At 69.8% G+C, this 14755-nt stretch carries 15 protein-coding genes; 12 read left to right on the top strand and 3 right to left on the bottom strand.

Annotated features, from left to right (window positions below; translation table 11 throughout):
- The first annotated feature begins 32 nt into the window (after nucleotides 1–32).
- The 8 genes from AC1Q5A_RS13600 to AC1Q5A_RS13635 all read left to right on the top strand — a co-directional run bounded on the left by AC1Q5A_RS13600 (nucleotide 33) and on the right by AC1Q5A_RS13635 (nucleotide 7503).
- Nucleotides 33–1442 carry an alkaline phosphatase family protein gene (locus tag AC1Q5A_RS13600; protein ID WP_492701464.1) on the top strand — a complete coding sequence of 470 codons (1410 nt, stop codon included), beginning with the start codon at nucleotides 33–35 and terminating at the stop codon, nucleotides 1440–1442.
- Between the two features lie 157 nt (nucleotides 1443–1599).
- Entirely contained in the window at nucleotides 1600–2547 is a 948-nt protein-coding gene (locus AC1Q5A_RS13605) for a M14 family metallopeptidase (protein WP_492701466.1), read from the top strand.
- Nucleotides 2548–2603: 56 nt separating this feature from the next.
- Complete coding sequence (locus AC1Q5A_RS13610; RefSeq protein ID WP_492701468.1) at nucleotides 2604–3125, top strand: GNAT family N-acetyltransferase; 522 nt, start codon at nucleotides 2604–2606, stop codon at nucleotides 3123–3125.
- 69 nt (nucleotides 3126–3194) lie between these two features.
- On the top strand, nucleotides 3195–3416 hold the full coding sequence (locus tag AC1Q5A_RS13615; RefSeq protein WP_492701470.1) for a TonB-dependent receptor: 222 nt from the start codon (nucleotides 3195–3197) through the stop codon (nucleotides 3414–3416).
- Between the two features lie 143 nt (nucleotides 3417–3559).
- The gene (locus AC1Q5A_RS13620) at nucleotides 3560–4261 is read left to right on the top strand and encodes an alpha/beta fold hydrolase (protein WP_492701648.1); all 702 of its coding nucleotides are present in this window, start codon (nucleotides 3560–3562) and stop codon (nucleotides 4259–4261) included.
- Between the two features lie 109 nt (nucleotides 4262–4370).
- Nucleotides 4371–4850 carry a DUF2127 domain-containing protein gene (locus AC1Q5A_RS13625; protein WP_492701472.1) on the top strand — a complete coding sequence of 160 codons (480 nt, stop codon included), beginning with the start codon at nucleotides 4371–4373 and terminating at the stop codon, nucleotides 4848–4850.
- Between the two features lie 192 nt (nucleotides 4851–5042).
- Nucleotides 5043–5195, top strand: coding sequence for a hypothetical protein (locus AC1Q5A_RS13630; RefSeq protein ID WP_492701474.1), 153 nt, complete (start codon nucleotides 5043–5045; stop codon nucleotides 5193–5195).
- A gap of 115 nt (nucleotides 5196–5310) precedes the next feature.
- Nucleotides 5311–7503 (top strand): M3 family metallopeptidase, encoded by a 2193-nt coding sequence (locus tag AC1Q5A_RS13635; RefSeq protein WP_492701476.1) that lies wholly within the window; start codon nucleotides 5311–5313, stop codon nucleotides 7501–7503.
- A gap of 90 nt (nucleotides 7504–7593) precedes the next feature.
- On the opposite strand, the gene AC1Q5A_RS13640 is transcribed toward AC1Q5A_RS13635, so the two are convergent.
- Nucleotides 7594–8601 carry a transporter gene (locus AC1Q5A_RS13640; RefSeq protein WP_492701478.1) on the bottom strand — a complete coding sequence of 336 codons (1008 nt, stop codon included), beginning with the start codon at nucleotides 8599–8601 and terminating at the stop codon, nucleotides 7594–7596.
- Nucleotides 8602–8867: 266 nt separating this feature from the next.
- On the opposite strand from AC1Q5A_RS13640, the gene AC1Q5A_RS13645 reads away from it, so the two are divergent.
- Nucleotides 8868–10511: a trehalase family glycosidase gene (locus AC1Q5A_RS13645; RefSeq protein ID WP_492701650.1), complete on the top strand. Its 1644-nt coding sequence runs from the start codon at nucleotides 8868–8870 to the stop codon at nucleotides 10509–10511.
- Between the two features lie 22 nt (nucleotides 10512–10533).
- Here AC1Q5A_RS13645 and AC1Q5A_RS13650 read toward each other — a convergent pair whose 3' ends face one another.
- Nucleotides 10534–11235: a murein L,D-transpeptidase catalytic domain family protein gene (locus AC1Q5A_RS13650; protein WP_492701480.1), complete on the bottom strand. Its 702-nt coding sequence runs from the start codon at nucleotides 11233–11235 to the stop codon at nucleotides 10534–10536.
- Nucleotides 11236–11390: 155 nt separating this feature from the next.
- Between AC1Q5A_RS13650 and AC1Q5A_RS13655 the strand changes: the two genes are divergently transcribed.
- Together AC1Q5A_RS13655 and AC1Q5A_RS13660 are read left to right on the top strand one after the other, a co-directional pair.
- Nucleotides 11391–13070, top strand: a complete 1680-nt coding sequence (locus tag AC1Q5A_RS13655) for a L,D-transpeptidase family protein (protein WP_492701482.1) — start codon at nucleotides 11391–11393, stop codon at nucleotides 13068–13070.
- Between the two features lie 457 nt (nucleotides 13071–13527).
- Nucleotides 13528–13773 (top strand): hypothetical protein, encoded by a 246-nt coding sequence (locus AC1Q5A_RS13660; protein WP_492701484.1) that lies wholly within the window; start codon nucleotides 13528–13530, stop codon nucleotides 13771–13773.
- Here the strand turns inward: AC1Q5A_RS13660 and tsaA are convergent.
- Nucleotides 13768–14334, bottom strand: a complete 567-nt coding sequence (tsaA, locus tag AC1Q5A_RS13665) for a tRNA (N6-threonylcarbamoyladenosine(37)-N6)-methyltransferase TrmO (protein ID WP_492701486.1) — start codon at nucleotides 14332–14334, stop codon at nucleotides 13768–13770. The two genes, AC1Q5A_RS13660 and tsaA, sit on opposite strands and share 6 nt — an antisense overlap.
- A 45-nt stretch (nucleotides 14335–14379) precedes the next feature.
- Here tsaA and AC1Q5A_RS13670 point away from each other — a divergent pair, with 45 nt between their 5' ends.
- The gene (locus AC1Q5A_RS13670) at nucleotides 14380–14754 is read left to right on the top strand and encodes a YciI family protein (protein ID WP_492701488.1); all 375 of its coding nucleotides are present in this window, start codon (nucleotides 14380–14382) and stop codon (nucleotides 14752–14754) included.
- The last annotated feature ends 1 nt before the right edge of the window (nucleotide 14755 follow it).

Below are 14755 nucleotides of genomic sequence, written 5' to 3' on the forward strand. Positions count from 1 at the left end.
AACGAGTGCCTTTTCTCCATCGACGGGGTCGCATGATGTACCCGATTTCCGCTTTGCTTCGAAGCGTGGCCGTCGCGGCGATGCTCCTCGCGGGCAGCGCCGTGCTGCCGCCTTGCGCGCAGGCGGCGCCCGCCACGCGCGGTCCGAAGGTGGTGGTCATCAGCCTGGACGCCTTCGGTGCGGCCAGCCTGCGCGAGCCGCAGCTGCCCGCGCCGACGCTGCAGGCATTGATGCGGCGCGGCGCCTATGCGGTTTCGATGCAGCCGATCAACCCCACCGTCACCTGGCCGAACCACACCGCCATGGTCACCGGCGTCGACGCGAGCCGGCATCACGTGCTGGTCAACGGGCTCATCGTCGACCAGCGCACCGCCACGCCGCCGCGAATCGACATGGGCGCGCCGAAGTCGCGGCTGGTCGCCGTGCCCACCGTCTATGACGCCGCGCACCAGGCGGGCATGACCACGGCACAGGTGGACTGGGTCGCCATCGAAGGCGCGCGGAGCATCGACTGGCAGTTCGCCGAACATCCCGATCCCGATGGCACCATCGAGCAGGGTCTGCTGCGGCAGGGCGTCGTCACCCACGACCAGCTCGCGCATTTCGGTGAGCCGTCGCAGGCGTGGCGCGATCGCATCTACACCCGCGCGGCGGTCGACATCATCCGGCAGCATCACCCCGACCTGCTGTTGCTGCATCTGCTGGCGCTGGACAGCATCGAGCACGAGACGGGCTTCGGCAACGACGCGGGGCGCAATACCATCGCCTTCCTCGACGACCGCGTAAAGGAGGTCGTCGACGCGGTGCGTGCCGCCGGCGATCTCGACCGCACCACCTTCATCATCGTCTCCGACCACGGCCAGCAGAGCGTTCGCCGGCTGTTGCACCCAAACGTGCTGCTCAGGCAGGCCGGCTTGCAGGGCGGCTCCACGGGTCGCCCCGCCTTCTGCCTGACGGATGACGGGTTCGCCCTGGTTTTCCAGCGGCACGCCACGGAAGCCTCGATCAGGAAGATGAAATCGCTGTTCGCGGGCAAGCCCGGCATCCGCGCGGTGCTGACTCCCGCCGAGGCGGCGAAGCAGGGCTGGCCGGTGCCGGCGCAGAGCGACCAGGCGCCCGATCTGCTGCTCTACGCCGCGGACGGCTACGCTTTCAAGGAAGGCGACACGGGCGACTACGTGACGCCGACCCGGGAAATCGGCGCCCACGGCTATCCCCATTCGAACCCGCTGATGCAGGGCATCTTCATCGCCGCGGGCGCCGGCATCCGGGCCAGGGGCGAAATCCCGGCCTTTCCCAACCTCGACATCGCGCCGACCATCGCGCAGCTCCTGCACGTTTCTCTCGGCACGGTGCAGGGCAAGCCGCTCATGGAAATTCTGGAACCGCCGGGCCAGGCAGCGCCGACGCCGGCGCGGGCGGCGTCCGCGGCGGGCAGGTAGGCCGAAGGCCGGGTGGCACGCGCGGAAAGGGGGGGCCGCGGTGCTTGCGGATGATGAACGGGTGCTCGGGATCGGAACGCCGGCGCGGCCGGCGGCGTTCCGGTCCGGTGCTACAGTGCTGCGCCTCCCCCCATGCCACTGCGAAGCGAGCCACGCGATGACGATCCAGGCCTTCTATCCCATCGGCACCCCCGGACGTCCCTGGGGCGACGCGGAGGTGGCGGCGTGGCGAGCGCGGCAGGCGGTCAGGCGCAGCTACGCCGCGGACGTGCTGAGCGCGATCGAGGCCCTGCGCGCGCGCTTCGACGTATCCGAATACGGCCGGCTCGACTATGCCTCCGGCAGCTATCCGCTGTTCGCGATCAGGAGCCGCGGCTGGCGCGACGAACTTCCCGTGGCACTGGTGACCGGCGGCGTGCACGGCTACGAGACCAGCGGCGTGCACGGGGCGCTGCAATTCGTCGAGCGGCATGCGGCGGACTACGCGGGGCGCATCAACCTGCTCGTGGCGCCCTGCGTGAGCCCGTGGGGCTACGAGCGCATCCATCGCTGGAACCCCGACGCGCTCGACCCGAACCGCTCGTTCCGCGCCGATAGTCCGGCGCAGGAATCGGCGGCGCTGATGCGGCTGGTCGCGCCGCTGCGCGATCGCGTGCGCGTGCACATCGACCTGCACGAAACCACCGACAGCGACGAGAGCGAGTTCCGCCCCGCGCTGGCCGCGCGCGACGGCAAGCCGTTCTCGCCGGGCACCATCCCCGACGGCTTCTACCTGTGCGCGGACAGCGCGGATCCCCAGCCGGCGTTCCAGCAGGCGGTGATCGCGGCAGTGGCCAGGGTCACCCACATCGCGCCGGCCGATCCCGACGGCACGATCATCGGTTCGCCGGTGGTGGCGCCGGGCGTGATCGAATACGCCTGCCGCGAACTGGGCCTGTGCGCCGGCATCACCGATGCGCCGTACCGGACCACCACCGAGGTCTATCCGGACAGCCCGCGGGCGACGCCGGAGCAGTGCAATGCGGCGCAGGCAGCGGCGATCCGTGCGGCGATCGACTTCGCGCTGGCGCACGGGGCGCTCGAAGGTGGCACGGAGTCCGCGTGAATCCGCCTCGATCGCGCGTGCCGTTCGCGCCGGCAGGCTCGCCTGAAGATCGCCGGATGCTCCGCGACGCCAGCCCCGCCGACTTCCCCGCCATCCTCGCCCTCAACGAGGCGTTCGTGGCCGTGCTGAGCCCGCTCGACGGCGCGCGGCTGGCCCGCTTGCATGCGCAGGCGGCGCTGCATCGGGTGATCGAATCCGCCGGACGGGTCGAAGCGTTCCTGCTCGCGTTCCGCGAAGGGGCGGACTACGACAGCCCGAACTACCGCTGGTTTGCGCAGCGCTATCCGCGCTTCCTGTACGTGGATCGCATCGTGGTGGCCGGCGACGTGCAGGCGAGCGGCGCCGGCCGCCGGCTCTACCGCGAGCTCCATGCGCTCGCCGTGCGCGACGCGGTGCCGCTGCTCACCTGCGAATTCGACGTCGAACCAGCCAACCCCGCGTCCGAACGCTTTCACGCCAGGTTGGGTTTCCGCGAAGTCGGTCGGCAGCAGCTGCATGGTGGGCGCAAGACCGTCTCGCTGCAGGCGCTCGACGTCGTCGCGGGGCACGCCCCGTTGGCCAACCCCGACGCCGCTTGAGAGCCTGCCGCCTTGCCGCGGCGGCAAGCGGCTATGCTGGCCGGGCGCTCACGCCAGGAAGTCCACGCCATGACCACGGTCTCCGGCAAGACCAAAAACGGGTTCGACTACGAAGGCGAGTACGAACAGGCGAGTGCCGGCCGTGTGATCTGGACGGCCACGTTCCGCCAAGAGGGCGAATACGCCGGCATGCGGCACGGCTGCCTCTATGGCTTGCAGGACGTTGCACCGGCGGCGCTCGATGAGCTGGTGAAGGCCGATATCGCATCGACGTGGACGGACGCGACCTGACCGGTGTTCGGCCCCGGCCATGCCGCGCCTCCCGCGCCGGGCGGAGCGCGATCGTGCCGACGCCCGCGCGCATCGCGGCGGTGGCGCGAAACGGCACGCGCGGTAGCCGATAATGTCCGCTCCTTCGATTGGCGGGCATGACCGTGACTGACCATCGGCAGCCGTTGCTGCTGCTCCCTGGATTCCTGTGCGACGAAGACCTGTGGCGCGACCAGCTGGCGGGCCTGGCCGACGTTGCCGATGGCCGGGTGGCCGACCTGGGCCATGGTGACAGCATCGCCGCGCTGGCGCAGCAGGTGCTGGCGACGGCACCGCCGCGCTTTGCGCTGGCAGGTTTCTCGTTCGGCGGCTATGTCGCCCAGGAAATCGCCCGGCAGGCGTCGCCGCGCATCGAGCGGCTGGCGCTGCTCGACACCTCGTTCCACGCCGATACGCCTGAGCGCATCGCGCAGCGCCGGGCGGCCAACCGCACGGTCGGCCTGCCCGGGAAGTTCCGCGGCATGACCGAGCAGCTGCTGCCGGGCTTCGTGGCGCCGGCGCGGTTGCACGATGCGGCGCTGGCGCAGCGGATCAATGCGATGACCTTGCGCCAGGGCCGCGAGGTGTTCATCCGGCAGAACGCGATGCTGCGCGAGGACGGCGAGGCGGTGTTGCGCGGCCTGAGCTGTCCGGTCATGGTGCTGTGCGGCCGGCTGGACGTGCTCACGCCGCTGCCGCTGCACGAGGAGATGGCGGCGCTGATGCCGCAGGCGCAACTGGTGGTGGTCGAGGACAGCGGCCACATGAGTCCGATGGAGCAGCCCGCGGCGGTCACCCAGGCCATGCGAACATGGCTGTCGGCGTAGGCAGGGCGCCACCGGTCCCCACCCACGGAGCAAGCTCCGGAGCGGCGGCCACCGGTTTCCGGGTCCACCGCGGGAGAGCGTGTCGATGATCGGCTTGCGTGTTCGAACCATGTCCGACAAGGCCTTCGCCGTCGGGCTCGGCCTGAAGGGACTTGATGGCCTCAGCGAGGTCGTCGGCGGACTCTGGCTGCTGCTGCTCGGTCCGCTGCGGTTGCAGGCCTGGATCGGTGCGCTGGTCGCGCCGGAGCTGCGCCAGGATCCCTCTGACTTCATCGCGACGCACGTGCTGCACTGGGCCGCGCAGTTCGACCAGGGCTCCGTGCTGTTCGCGGCGGTCTACCTGCTGTCCCACGGCGTGGCGAAACTGGTGGTGATCGTGGAGATCCTGCGCGGCAGGCTGTGGGCCTACCCGGGCCTGATCTGGCTGACCGCGGCGTTTGCCGCCTACCAGATCTACCACATGGCCGTGGCCGGGCCTTCGTTCGCGTTCGTGGCGTTGACCCTGTTCGACCTGCTGATCATCGCGCTCACCGTGGTCGAGTACCGCAAGCTGCGGCATCACGCCGGCGAATCGCGCGCGGCGGGCTGACCGGCGCGCGGCGCCGTCGCGACTGTCCGGCTGTCCGGCTACGGTGCGGCGGCTGTCCGCGGACAATCCGCCGCCATCCTGCGCAGCGCTGACGGATGCAGGCGGGACAAGGCTTCGCGCGTCCCCCGCCGGCTTGGCATGGCGATTGCAATCCGTGAATCACAGGGAAACCCATCCACGCGGAGACACGTCATGAAATACGAATCGATGATCCTGGCCAGTCTGTTCACTGCCTGCTTCGCCCTCTGTGTCCTGGTGATGGGCGCCATGCTGGTGACGAGCGTGCAGCCGGTGCAGATCGCCGGCGCGCAGGCGGCGCCGGTGCCGGCCGCCACGGCGGGTTAAGGCCGCGCCGTCGCACGAAGGCGGCAGGTGGCTGCGGACCATGGCTTTGGTCATGGGTGGCCGCGCGAAGGATTGGGTAGGATCGAGAGTCCGTTCCACGACAGAGATCCATCTCATGAAGCATTCCGTCGCGCTGGCCCTGGCGATCGCCCTGTCCGGCTCCATGGCCGCCTGCTCCGACGCCGGCTCCGACAGGAAGAACGCCGCCGCGCCGCAGGCGCAGGCCGGTTCGGCGGCCGCCGACGGCGGCAATCCGTTCTTCAGCGAAAGTCCGCTGCCGCTGCATTACCCGCAGTTCGACAGGATCAGGGACAGCGACTTCGCGCCCGCCTTCGACCGCGGCATGGCCGATCATCTCGAGGAAGTCGAGGCGATCGCCGGCAACGCCGAGGCGCCCACGTTCGACAACACCATCGTCGCGCTGGAGAAGTCCGGGCAGATCCTCACCCGCACCTCGACCGCGTTCTTCAGCCTGGTCGGCGTGGACATCAACGACGCGCGCAAGGCGATCCAGGCCGAGTACGCGCCGAAGCTGGCGGCGCATCGCGACGCGATCTCGCTGAATCCGCAGCTGTTCGCGCGCATCCAGCAGCTGTACGACACGCGCGACCGCCTGGGCCTGGACGCCGAGGGCGTGCGCCTGGTCGAGCGCTACCACACCGACTTCGTGCGCGCCGGCGCGAAGCTGTCCGACGCCGACAAGGCACGCCTGAAGGAGATCAACGGCGAGCTGGCGAAGCTGGGCACGACGTTCAGCCAGAACGTGCTGGCCGAGGTGAACGATTCCGCCGTGGTGGTCGACACGGAGGAGGAGCTGGCCGGCCTCACCGACGAGCAGATCGGCGCCGCCGCGGCCGCCGCGAAGGTGAAGGGCCTGGACGGCAAGTACCTGATCGCGCTGCTCAACACCACCGGCCAGCCGCCGGAAGCGCAGCTGCAGAACCGTGCCTTGCGCCAGCGCCTGCACGAGGCGTCGGTCGCACGCGGCAGCCGTGGCAACCCGTACGACAACACCGCGATCGTGTCGCAGGTGCTGAAGCTGCGCGCCGAGAAGGCGACCATGCTCGGCTATCCGACCTACGCCGCCTATGTGCTGGCCGACGAAACCGCGAAGACGCCGGAGGCGGTCAATGCGATGCTGACCAGGCTGGCGCCGCCGGCAGTGGCGAACGCGAAGCGCGAGGGTGCGGCGCTGCAGGCGATGATCGACAGGGAGCAGGCGGCCAAGGGCGAGCGGACGTTCGCCTTGCAGCCATGGGACTGGGCCTACTACACCGAGAAGGTGCGCGCCGAGAAGTACGACTTCGACCAGAGCCAGCTGAAACCCTATCTGGAGATGAAGAACGTGCTGGAGAACGGCGTGTTCTACGCCGCCGGCCAGCTCTACGGGCTCAGCTTCAGGCAGCGCACCGACCTGCCGGTCTACAACTCCGACGTGCTGGTGTACGACGTGTACAACGCCGACGGCAGCCAGCTGGCGATCTTCCTCGCCGACATGTACGCGCGGCCGTCCAAGCGCGGCGGCGCGTGGATGAACGCCTACGTGCAGCAGTCCGCACTGACCGGCAACCTGCCGGTGGTGGCCAACCACCTCAACGTCACCAGGCCGGCCAGCGGCCCGACCCTGCTGAGCTGGGACGAGGTGAACACGATGTTCCACGAGTTCGGCCATGCGCTGCACGGCATGTTCTCGAACGTGCAGTACCCGTACTTCAGCGGCACCAGCGTGCCGCGCGACTTCGTCGAATTCCCCTCGCAGGTGAACGAGATGTGGGCCGACTGGCCCAGCGTGCTGGCGAACTACGCGAAGCACTACCAGACCGGCGCGCCGATGCCCAAGGCGCTGCTGGACAAGGTGCTGGCTGCTTCGAAGTTCAACCAGGGCTTCGCCACCACCGAGTACCTCGGTTCGGCGATGCTTGACCAGAGCTGGCACCAGCTCGGCGCGGACAGGATCCCCGACGCCGCCGGCGTGATGGCGTTCGAGGCCGCCGCGCTGAAGGCGAACGGCACCGACTACGCGCCGGTGCCGCCGCGCTACCGCACGCCGTACTTCAGCCACATCATGGGCGGCTACGCAGCCGGCTACTACGCCTACATCTGGTCGGAAGTGCTGGACGCGAACACGGTGGAGTGGATCAAGGCCAACGGCGGGCTCACCCGCGCCAACGGCGACCGCTTCCGCGCCACCCTGCTCTCGCAGGGCGGCAGCAAGGACGCGCTGCAGCTGTTCCGCGATTTCGCCGGGCACGAGCCGCAAATCGAACCGTTGCTGAAGCGTCGCGGGCTCGACGCCGCGGCCGACTGATCCGAAACGCCTGCTGGAAACCCCACCGCCCGGAGCGATCCGGGCGTTTTTCGCGGAGCGGCCGCGCCGCGGCGATCTGGCTCGCCGGACTCAGTGCACGTAGTTGAGCGCCACCGCCGGGGTGACCGTGGTGGCGGTGCCATGCCCGCCGGTGATCACGCGCACGCCCAGCAGCATGCCCACGCGGGCACTCCAGTTGTATTCGACCGCCGGCGCGAAGCCGAACGCCGTGCTGGTGCCGGTATCGATGCGCAGGCGTGAGGTTGCCTGCGTGCCGCCGGGAAGTGCGATATCGCCGCGCACGCGGGTGTCGTGGCTGTGCCGGTAGGTGAGGTCGAATGCGAGCACCCAGCGCTGGCTCAGGCTGTATTCCCATGCCCCGTTGACGAGCAAGGAACGGCCGGGCCGGGCGCTGCCGCGGAAGCCGTCGGGCGTGCCGTAGACGCTGGCGCCATCGATCTGCGCCGTGCCGGAAAACGACTGCGCCACGTTGAAGCGCATGCGCAGGATGCGGCCGTTCGCCAGCCAGAAATACGTCTGCGTGTTGAGCTGCAGCGTGGTGGTGCGTGCCCCGCCGCCGAGGCCGTCGGCGTGGCGGTTGCCCAGCCGGTCGTACTTGCCGGTCGGCAACGTCTGCTGCAGCTGCAGCGAGATCGCGGGGGCCGAGCTGCCCTCGTGGAACTGGGTCAGCCGGTATTGCGCCTGCACGCTGACATCGCCGAATCCGATGCGGGAGCTGTCGGGGCCGCCGTCCATCCGGTTGTAGCCCAGCACCGGCACCAGCCCGACGGTGAGCCGGTCGGTGAGCCCGTACAACATGTAGGTGAGCGAGCCGTAGCCATCCGTGTGGGCCGAGTGCACGTCGTAGAGGTAGGGCTCGACCAGGACGTGGCCGCGCGGCAGCGTGGCGGCTGAATTGGCCAGCATCGGCCCGGTCCACCACGCGTCGTCCAGCGACTGGCGGGGTGTCGGCGCGGTCTGCGGATACGCCGCGTGCAGCGGCAGGGCAATGCCCAGCACACCGCAGAACAGCAGGATCCGGCGGCCGACCGGCGGGTTCCTGATGATCGGTCTCGCGCCGTTTTTCTTCGCGCACACGTGTCGTTCTCCCCCTAGCCTGATTTTTGGTTTCCCGGACCGTCGCCGTCGCCTGCGGTGCATCACAGCCCCTGCCGGGAGTGGCGCAGCATGCGCGCAAGGAACAGGCGCAACACCCCGTTTCTTGCCATGCCACGCGGCGGGCCGGGCGCAGGGCGGCCCCGGTCCACGGCGCAGGATACATGGCCGCCACGGCGCGCCGGTTGCATTGGCGGGGCGGTGGCGACACGCTGTCGTGCATGCAGCCACGAGGTCGGTCCATGACTATGAAAAAATTCCTGCCCATCGCGCTGGCCGGATGGTCGGTCCTGTTCGCCGTCACGGCGACGGCCGCCCAGCCCGATGCGCAGAAGACCCGCGCCTACATCGACCATGCGTGGACCACGCTGACGCGCTCGATGGACGACTGCTCGGCCCTGCGCGATTCCAAGCTGGGCACGCAGCCGGTGCTGTACCTGCCGGCGGATCTGCCCTCGCCGCCGGCGCTGGCCGCGGTGAAGAAGCGCTGCAACGTCGACGTGCGGGTGCTGCCTCGGGCGATCGGCCAGCTCGGCGACGTCGCGCCGGCCACGCTGCCGCGGCAGGGCCTGCTCTACCTCCCGCATCCGTACGTGGTGCCAGGCGGCTTCTTCAACGAAATGTACGGCTGGGACAGCTACTTCATCGTGCTCGGGCTGGTCGCCGACCACCGCGAGGCGCTGGCCCGCGACATGGTCGACAACGCGCTGTTCGAGGTGCAGTACTACGGCGCCGTGCTCAACGCGAACCGCAGCTATTACCTGACCCGTTCGCAGCCGCCGTTGCTGGGCGCGATGATCCGTGCCGTGCTGGACGACCCGGACAGCTTCAAGGACAAGACCGAAGCCCGTGCGTGGCTGGAGCACGCGTATCCGCTCGCCGTGCGCGACTACTCCACCTGGACGCGCAAGGAACACCAGGCCGGCGCGACCGGCCTGGCGCGCTACTACGACTATGGCGGCGCGGCCCCGGTGCTGGAGATGCGTGACAGCAGCTATCTGCGTGGCGTGATCGACTGGCTGCTCGCGCACCCGTCGGAGGATCCCGGCTATCTGGTCAAGGCCTCCGAACATCCGGATGCGGCGGAAGTCGCGCGGCTCAAGGCCGCCAGCTGCGACGTCGAGGCCTCGAAGGTCTGCGCCGGCGCCTGGTCGAAAGGCTATCGGCTGAGTGCCGACTACTACCTGGGCGACCGCGCGATGCGCGAATCGGGCTTCGATACCACGTTCCGCATGGGTCCGTTCGGCGGTTCCACCCACCAGTACGCGCCCGTGGACTTGAACAGCCTGCTGTACCGCTACGAGCGCGACCTGCACGATTTCGCCGTGCAGCTGGGGCGCACGGCGGATGCCGCGCGCTGGGCCGATGCCGCCGCGGCGCGGCACGCGGCGATCGACAAATATCTGTGGCGCGCCGACCAGGGCATGTACATGGACTACGACTTCGTGCGCGGCAAGCCATCCGACTATCACTTTGTCGCCACTTTCTATCCGCTGTGGGCCGGTGTGGCCTCGCAGGCGCAGGCCGCATCGCTACGCGGCAAGCTCGGCATCTTCGAGCGCAAGGGCGGCCTGCAGACCAGCGACCACGCCAGCGGTGCGCAGTGGGATGCGCCGTTCGGCTGGGCGCCGACCAACTGGCTGGCGGTGGCGGGGCTGGACGCCTACGGCTTCCACGATGACGCCCGCCGCATCGCGCGCGAATTCACCGCAACCATCGACCGCAGCCTCGCCGCCGACGGCACCATCCGCGAGAAATACAACATGGCCAGCGGCAACGCCGACGTGAAGATCAGCGCCGGCTATACCACCAACGTGATCGGCTTCGGCTGGAGCAACGGCGTGTACCTGAAGATGCAGGCGCTGCTGCGGGAGCCCTCCGGGAATCCGTAAGAGTCGTGCCCCTCACGCGGATTCAGGGCGCGGCGAGGCTCGCGGTCATGGCGCGTCCGCTGCTGCACTTGAGGTACGGCGAAGCGCTCAGCCAGCGCGAGTCGGGGTAGTAGGAGAACACGTACTGGCCGCCCTTGAGGGCGTCGATCAGCGGCCGCGCGATCGCGGTGCGCACGGCCGGGCAGCCGTAGCTGCGGCCGATGCGGCCCTGCTGGCGGGCGAGTGCGGGGTTGACGTAGGACGCGCCGTGGATCACCAGCGCGCGCTCCAGCGCATGGTCGTTGGTCCCCGGTTCGAGGCCTTCCATGCGCAGCGAGTAGCCGTTGTGGCCGTCATAGGTGCCCAGCGTGCGGAACAGGCCCAGGCTCGACTGCAGGCTTTCCGGCCGGTTCGAGAATGTCGTCGCCAGGTTCTCGCCGGTGTTGCGCCCGTGCGCCACCAGCTCGCGGTACAGCAGCTTGCGTTTGGCCAGGTCGAACACCCACAGCCGCGGCTCGGTGGAGGGCTTCGAATAGTCGATCACCGCCAGCCGGTCGGACGGCGGCTGGCCCCGCGCGGCGGCGCATTCGGTGGCGGCGAGCGCCAGGCCGATCACCTTGGGGTTCGCGTTCGGCGCCAGCCGGCTGAGCGCGTCCTGCAGCGACGGTTCCGCGGCATGCGACACGGCGGAGCCGGCGGCGAGAAGCAGGATCAGGGCGGCGACAGGGCGCAGGAGTCGGCTCATCGGGACGGCTGGGCGTGGGCGGCATCGGGCATGCGGCCGTACATCGTAGCAACACCCCGTTAAGAAGCCGTCGGCCGTTGGCCGCATGCCGCGGTCACTTGCATGGCCGGGATGCTGTGCTATCACAATAGGCAATACTCGAACGGGAGCATGCTGTGCCGCCCATCCGTCGCCGTTTCCTGGGGCGCATCGCCCTGTTGATGCTGGTGCTGGGAAGCCTGGTGCTGGGAAGCGCGCTGCACGCGCAGTCCACGGTCGAGCAGCCGTTGAGTCCGGTGGCCGAGCAGATCCGCGAACGGGTCGAGCAGTGGCGCGTCGCGCATGCCGACGGCGAAGCCGCCATGACGCCCGGCAATGTGGTGGCCGCCTTCTATGAGCAGAACCGGTTCGCGCCGGCGTGGACGCGCCCGGGCGATCTCGATCAGCTGCTTGCTGCGCTGGGCGACGTCGCCGGCGACGGCCTCGATCCGGAAGACTATGCGTTGAGTGAGCTGCAGCGTCGACGCAGCGTGCTGAGCGATCCGCAGGCCACGCCGCAGCAGCGCGCGCAGTTCGACCTGCTGGCCACCGATGCCTGCCTCGCCGCGCTGCTGCACCTGTATCGCGGCAAGGTCGATCCGGCCACGCTGGACACGCACTGGAACTACGACCAGCGCCAGCTCGACCAGGCGCAGGGCCTCAGGGCGGTGCAAGACGCGCTGGCGCAGGGCACGCTTGGCGGGCTGTTCGCGCGGGCACGGCCGCAGAACCCGTTGTACGGCCAGCTGCGCACGGCGCTGGCGAAGCTGCGCGAGGTGGCGGCGCAGGGCGGCTGGCCTGCGCTCGCCGACGGCCCCACGCTGAAACCGGGCAGCCGCGATCCGCGCGTGCCGGCGCTGCGCCAGCGGCTGCGCCTGGCCGGGTATCCGGTGGGCGAGGGCGTGGACGACCTGTACGACCCGGCGCTGGAGGCCGCGCTGGAGCAGTTCCAGCGCGAACAGTACCTGGCCGCGGACGGCCACCTGGGCAAGGCCACCCTGGCTGCGCTGAACCTGCCGGTCGCCGCGCGGATCGGGCAGCTGCGCGTGAACCTGGAACGCGCGCGCTGGCTGCTGCACGAGTTGCAGGGCAGGTTCGTGGTGGTCGACATCGCCGGCTACCAGGTGGCCTACTACCGGGACGGCAAACCGGTGTGGCGTTCGCGCGTGCAGGTGGGCAAGCCGTACCGCAGCACGCCGGTGTTCAAGTCGAAGATCACCTACCTCACGCTCAACCCGACCTGGACGGTGCCGCCGACCATTCTGAAGAACGACATCCTGCCGAAGCTGCGCAAGAACCGCGGCTACCTCGCCGCCAACCGCATCCGCGTGCTGGACGGCCAGGGCCGCGAGCTGTCGCCGGCCAGCGTGGACTGGGCGCACCCGCGCGGCATCGTGCTGCGCCAGGACGCCGGTCCGGGCAATTCGCTGGGGCGGCTGGTGATCCGCTTCCCGAACGAGTACGCGGTGTACCTGCACGACACGCCGCACCAGGATCTGTTCGCCAACGAGCAGCGCGCGAACAGCTCCGGCTGCATCCGGGTGGAGCGCCCGCGCGAGCTGGCCGAACTGCTGCTGGACGACCCGGCGCGCTGGAACCGGGCCGGGATCGACCGCGCGATCGACACGCTGAAGACGCAGACCGTGATGCTGCGCGAGCCGGTGACGCTGCTGCTGGCGTACTGGACGGTGGACCTGCGCGAGGACGGCCGGGTGGGCTTCCGCCCCGACGTCTACCAGCGCGATCCGCCGCTGCTCGCCGCACTGGAGCGCCCGCGCGTGTCGCCATGGCCGTCGGCAGCCATCACGCAACCTTGAGGGCACCTCGTGGGTCCGTCATCCCGGCGAAAGCTCACCGCTGTCGGGAATAAATCCATGCCTTGGTGACGAAGCAGTACTTGTGCGCCCTCCCCTGCTCGCAGGGGAGGGCTGGGGTGGGGCCGCTCTTGGCAAGCGAGGAGCAAGGGCAAGAGCTTTACCCCCTCCCAACCTCCCCCTGCAAGCAGGGGGAGGAGCAGAGGTTGTGCGGTCCGCCTCTGCTCGAAGCAAAAAACGCCGCACCCGGCGGGGGCGCCGGGCGCGGCCAAGGTTTGAACCGATCCACTACCAATGCATCGGGCGCCGGCGGCGGAGCGGTCCGCGCCGGCCGGGGCAGTGTGCCCAGCGTGGGTCTCACCGACCGGGATTGCCCTGATCCCGGTCAGGGCGCCCGGCCGGGCCGGACGCCACCATCGCCGGCGGCGGATGTGCCGCCATTGCCCTGGAGACCGTACCGATGCTGTTTCAAGTGAAGGATTTCGCCGGCGATACCGGCGCCATCGCCGCCATCCTGCGCGCCCATGACGCCAACGCACGGGTCACCGGCGAGCCCGTCGCGGGACAGCTCGACGTGGCGGCGCAGTTGACCTCCAGCCAGGTCATCGCCGCCCTGCACGAGGCTGGATACGAGGCCGTCCGCGTGTCCGAGCCGCGGCAGATCCACGTCAGCGGCGGCAGCTCGTGCTGCGGCAGCTGCTCATGACGCGCTGACGTCGTCCGCGCCGCGAGGCCGCGCCCGCGGCTTGCGCGGCCCCGGCGCGGAGCGGCGTCCCTGCGCCGCGTCGATCGTGTCGATCCAGCCCGCGCGCGCCTGCGGGAACGCGTCCGCGTACGGCACGTACGGCTTGATGTCGAGGATCGGCGTGCCGTCGAGCAGGTCCACCCCGCGCACCCGCAGCGCGCCTTCCTCCACCGCCACCAGTTCCACCGCCGACAGCCCGATCGCGTTGGGCCGGTGCGGCGAGCGCGTCGCCAGCACGCTGCGCTTGCCGCCGCCGCGCGGCGGGCGCACCTCGGCCTTCCAGCCCTCGCTGCGGTGGAACGCGAACAGCAGCCAGATCCGCTCGAAGCCGGCGAGGTCGCGGAATGCCGCCGCGGGAAAACCCGGCACGAACTCGACCACGGCTTCGGCCGCTGCCCCGGTCTCGGTGCCGGCCACCACGGTGGGCTGGTGCGGCGCGTCGATACGCTGCGCATACGGCGAGCGCACGAAGGCGATCGGATGGCAGGACAGGGCGTGCAAGCTATCGGGCGCAGTGCTCATTGCGGCATTATCGCTCCTTCGCCCCGCTTCCCCGCCGAGGACGCCATGAAATTTCTCGTGATGATCTACTGCGACGACGCCTTGCTGGAGGCACTGCCCGAGGGCGAGTTCGACACCCTGATGCACGGTTGCTTCGCCAAGGCCGACGCCCTGCGCGCGCAGGGACGACTGCACGATTCGCAGCAGCTGGAAGCACCGGCCACCGCACGCACGCTGCGCGTGCGCAACGGCCGCACCAGCGTGGTCGACGGTCCGTTCGCCGAAACCAAGGAATACCTGGGCGGCTTCAACCTGATCGAGGCCGCCGACATGGACGAGGCGCTGCGCATCGCCGCGACCTTCCCGTGGGCGCGCACCGGCGCGATCGAGGTGCGCCCGGTGCGCGACATGGACCTGGTACGGCAGCGGGTAGGTGCCTGAC

It is taken from the genome of Rhodanobacter sp. GW835-FHT13D09 (genome assembly GCF_058793995.1).

Coding starts and splice junctions, on each gene's coding strand:
- AC1Q5A_RS13600 (WP_492701464.1), top strand. CDS start 33: ATGATGTACCCGATTTCCGCTTTGCTTCGAAGCGTGGCCGTCGCGGCG.
- AC1Q5A_RS13605 (WP_492701466.1), top strand. CDS start 1,600: ATGACGATCCAGGCCTTCTATCCCATCGGCACCCCCGGACGTCCCTGG.
- AC1Q5A_RS13610 (WP_492701468.1), top strand. CDS start 2,604: ATGCTCCGCGACGCCAGCCCCGCCGACTTCCCCGCCATCCTCGCCCTC.
- AC1Q5A_RS13615 (WP_492701470.1), top strand. CDS start 3,195: ATGACCACGGTCTCCGGCAAGACCAAAAACGGGTTCGACTACGAAGGC.
- AC1Q5A_RS13625 (WP_492701472.1), top strand. CDS start 4,371: ATGTCCGACAAGGCCTTCGCCGTCGGGCTCGGCCTGAAGGGACTTGAT.
- AC1Q5A_RS13630 (WP_492701474.1), top strand. CDS start 5,043: ATGAAATACGAATCGATGATCCTGGCCAGTCTGTTCACTGCCTGCTTC.
- AC1Q5A_RS13635 (WP_492701476.1), top strand. CDS start 5,311: ATGAAGCATTCCGTCGCGCTGGCCCTGGCGATCGCCCTGTCCGGCTCC.
- AC1Q5A_RS13645 (WP_492701650.1), top strand. CDS start 8,868: ATGAAAAAATTCCTGCCCATCGCGCTGGCCGGATGGTCGGTCCTGTTC.
- AC1Q5A_RS13650 (WP_492701480.1), bottom strand. CDS start 11,235: ATGAGCCGACTCCTGCGCCCTGTCGCCGCCCTGATCCTGCTTCTCGCC.
- AC1Q5A_RS13660 (WP_492701484.1), top strand. CDS start 13,528: ATGCTGTTTCAAGTGAAGGATTTCGCCGGCGATACCGGCGCCATCGCC.
- tsaA (WP_492701486.1), bottom strand. CDS start 14,334: ATGAGCACTGCGCCCGATAGCTTGCACGCCCTGTCCTGCCATCCGATC.
- AC1Q5A_RS13670 (WP_492701488.1), top strand. CDS start 14,380: ATGAAATTTCTCGTGATGATCTACTGCGACGACGCCTTGCTGGAGGCA.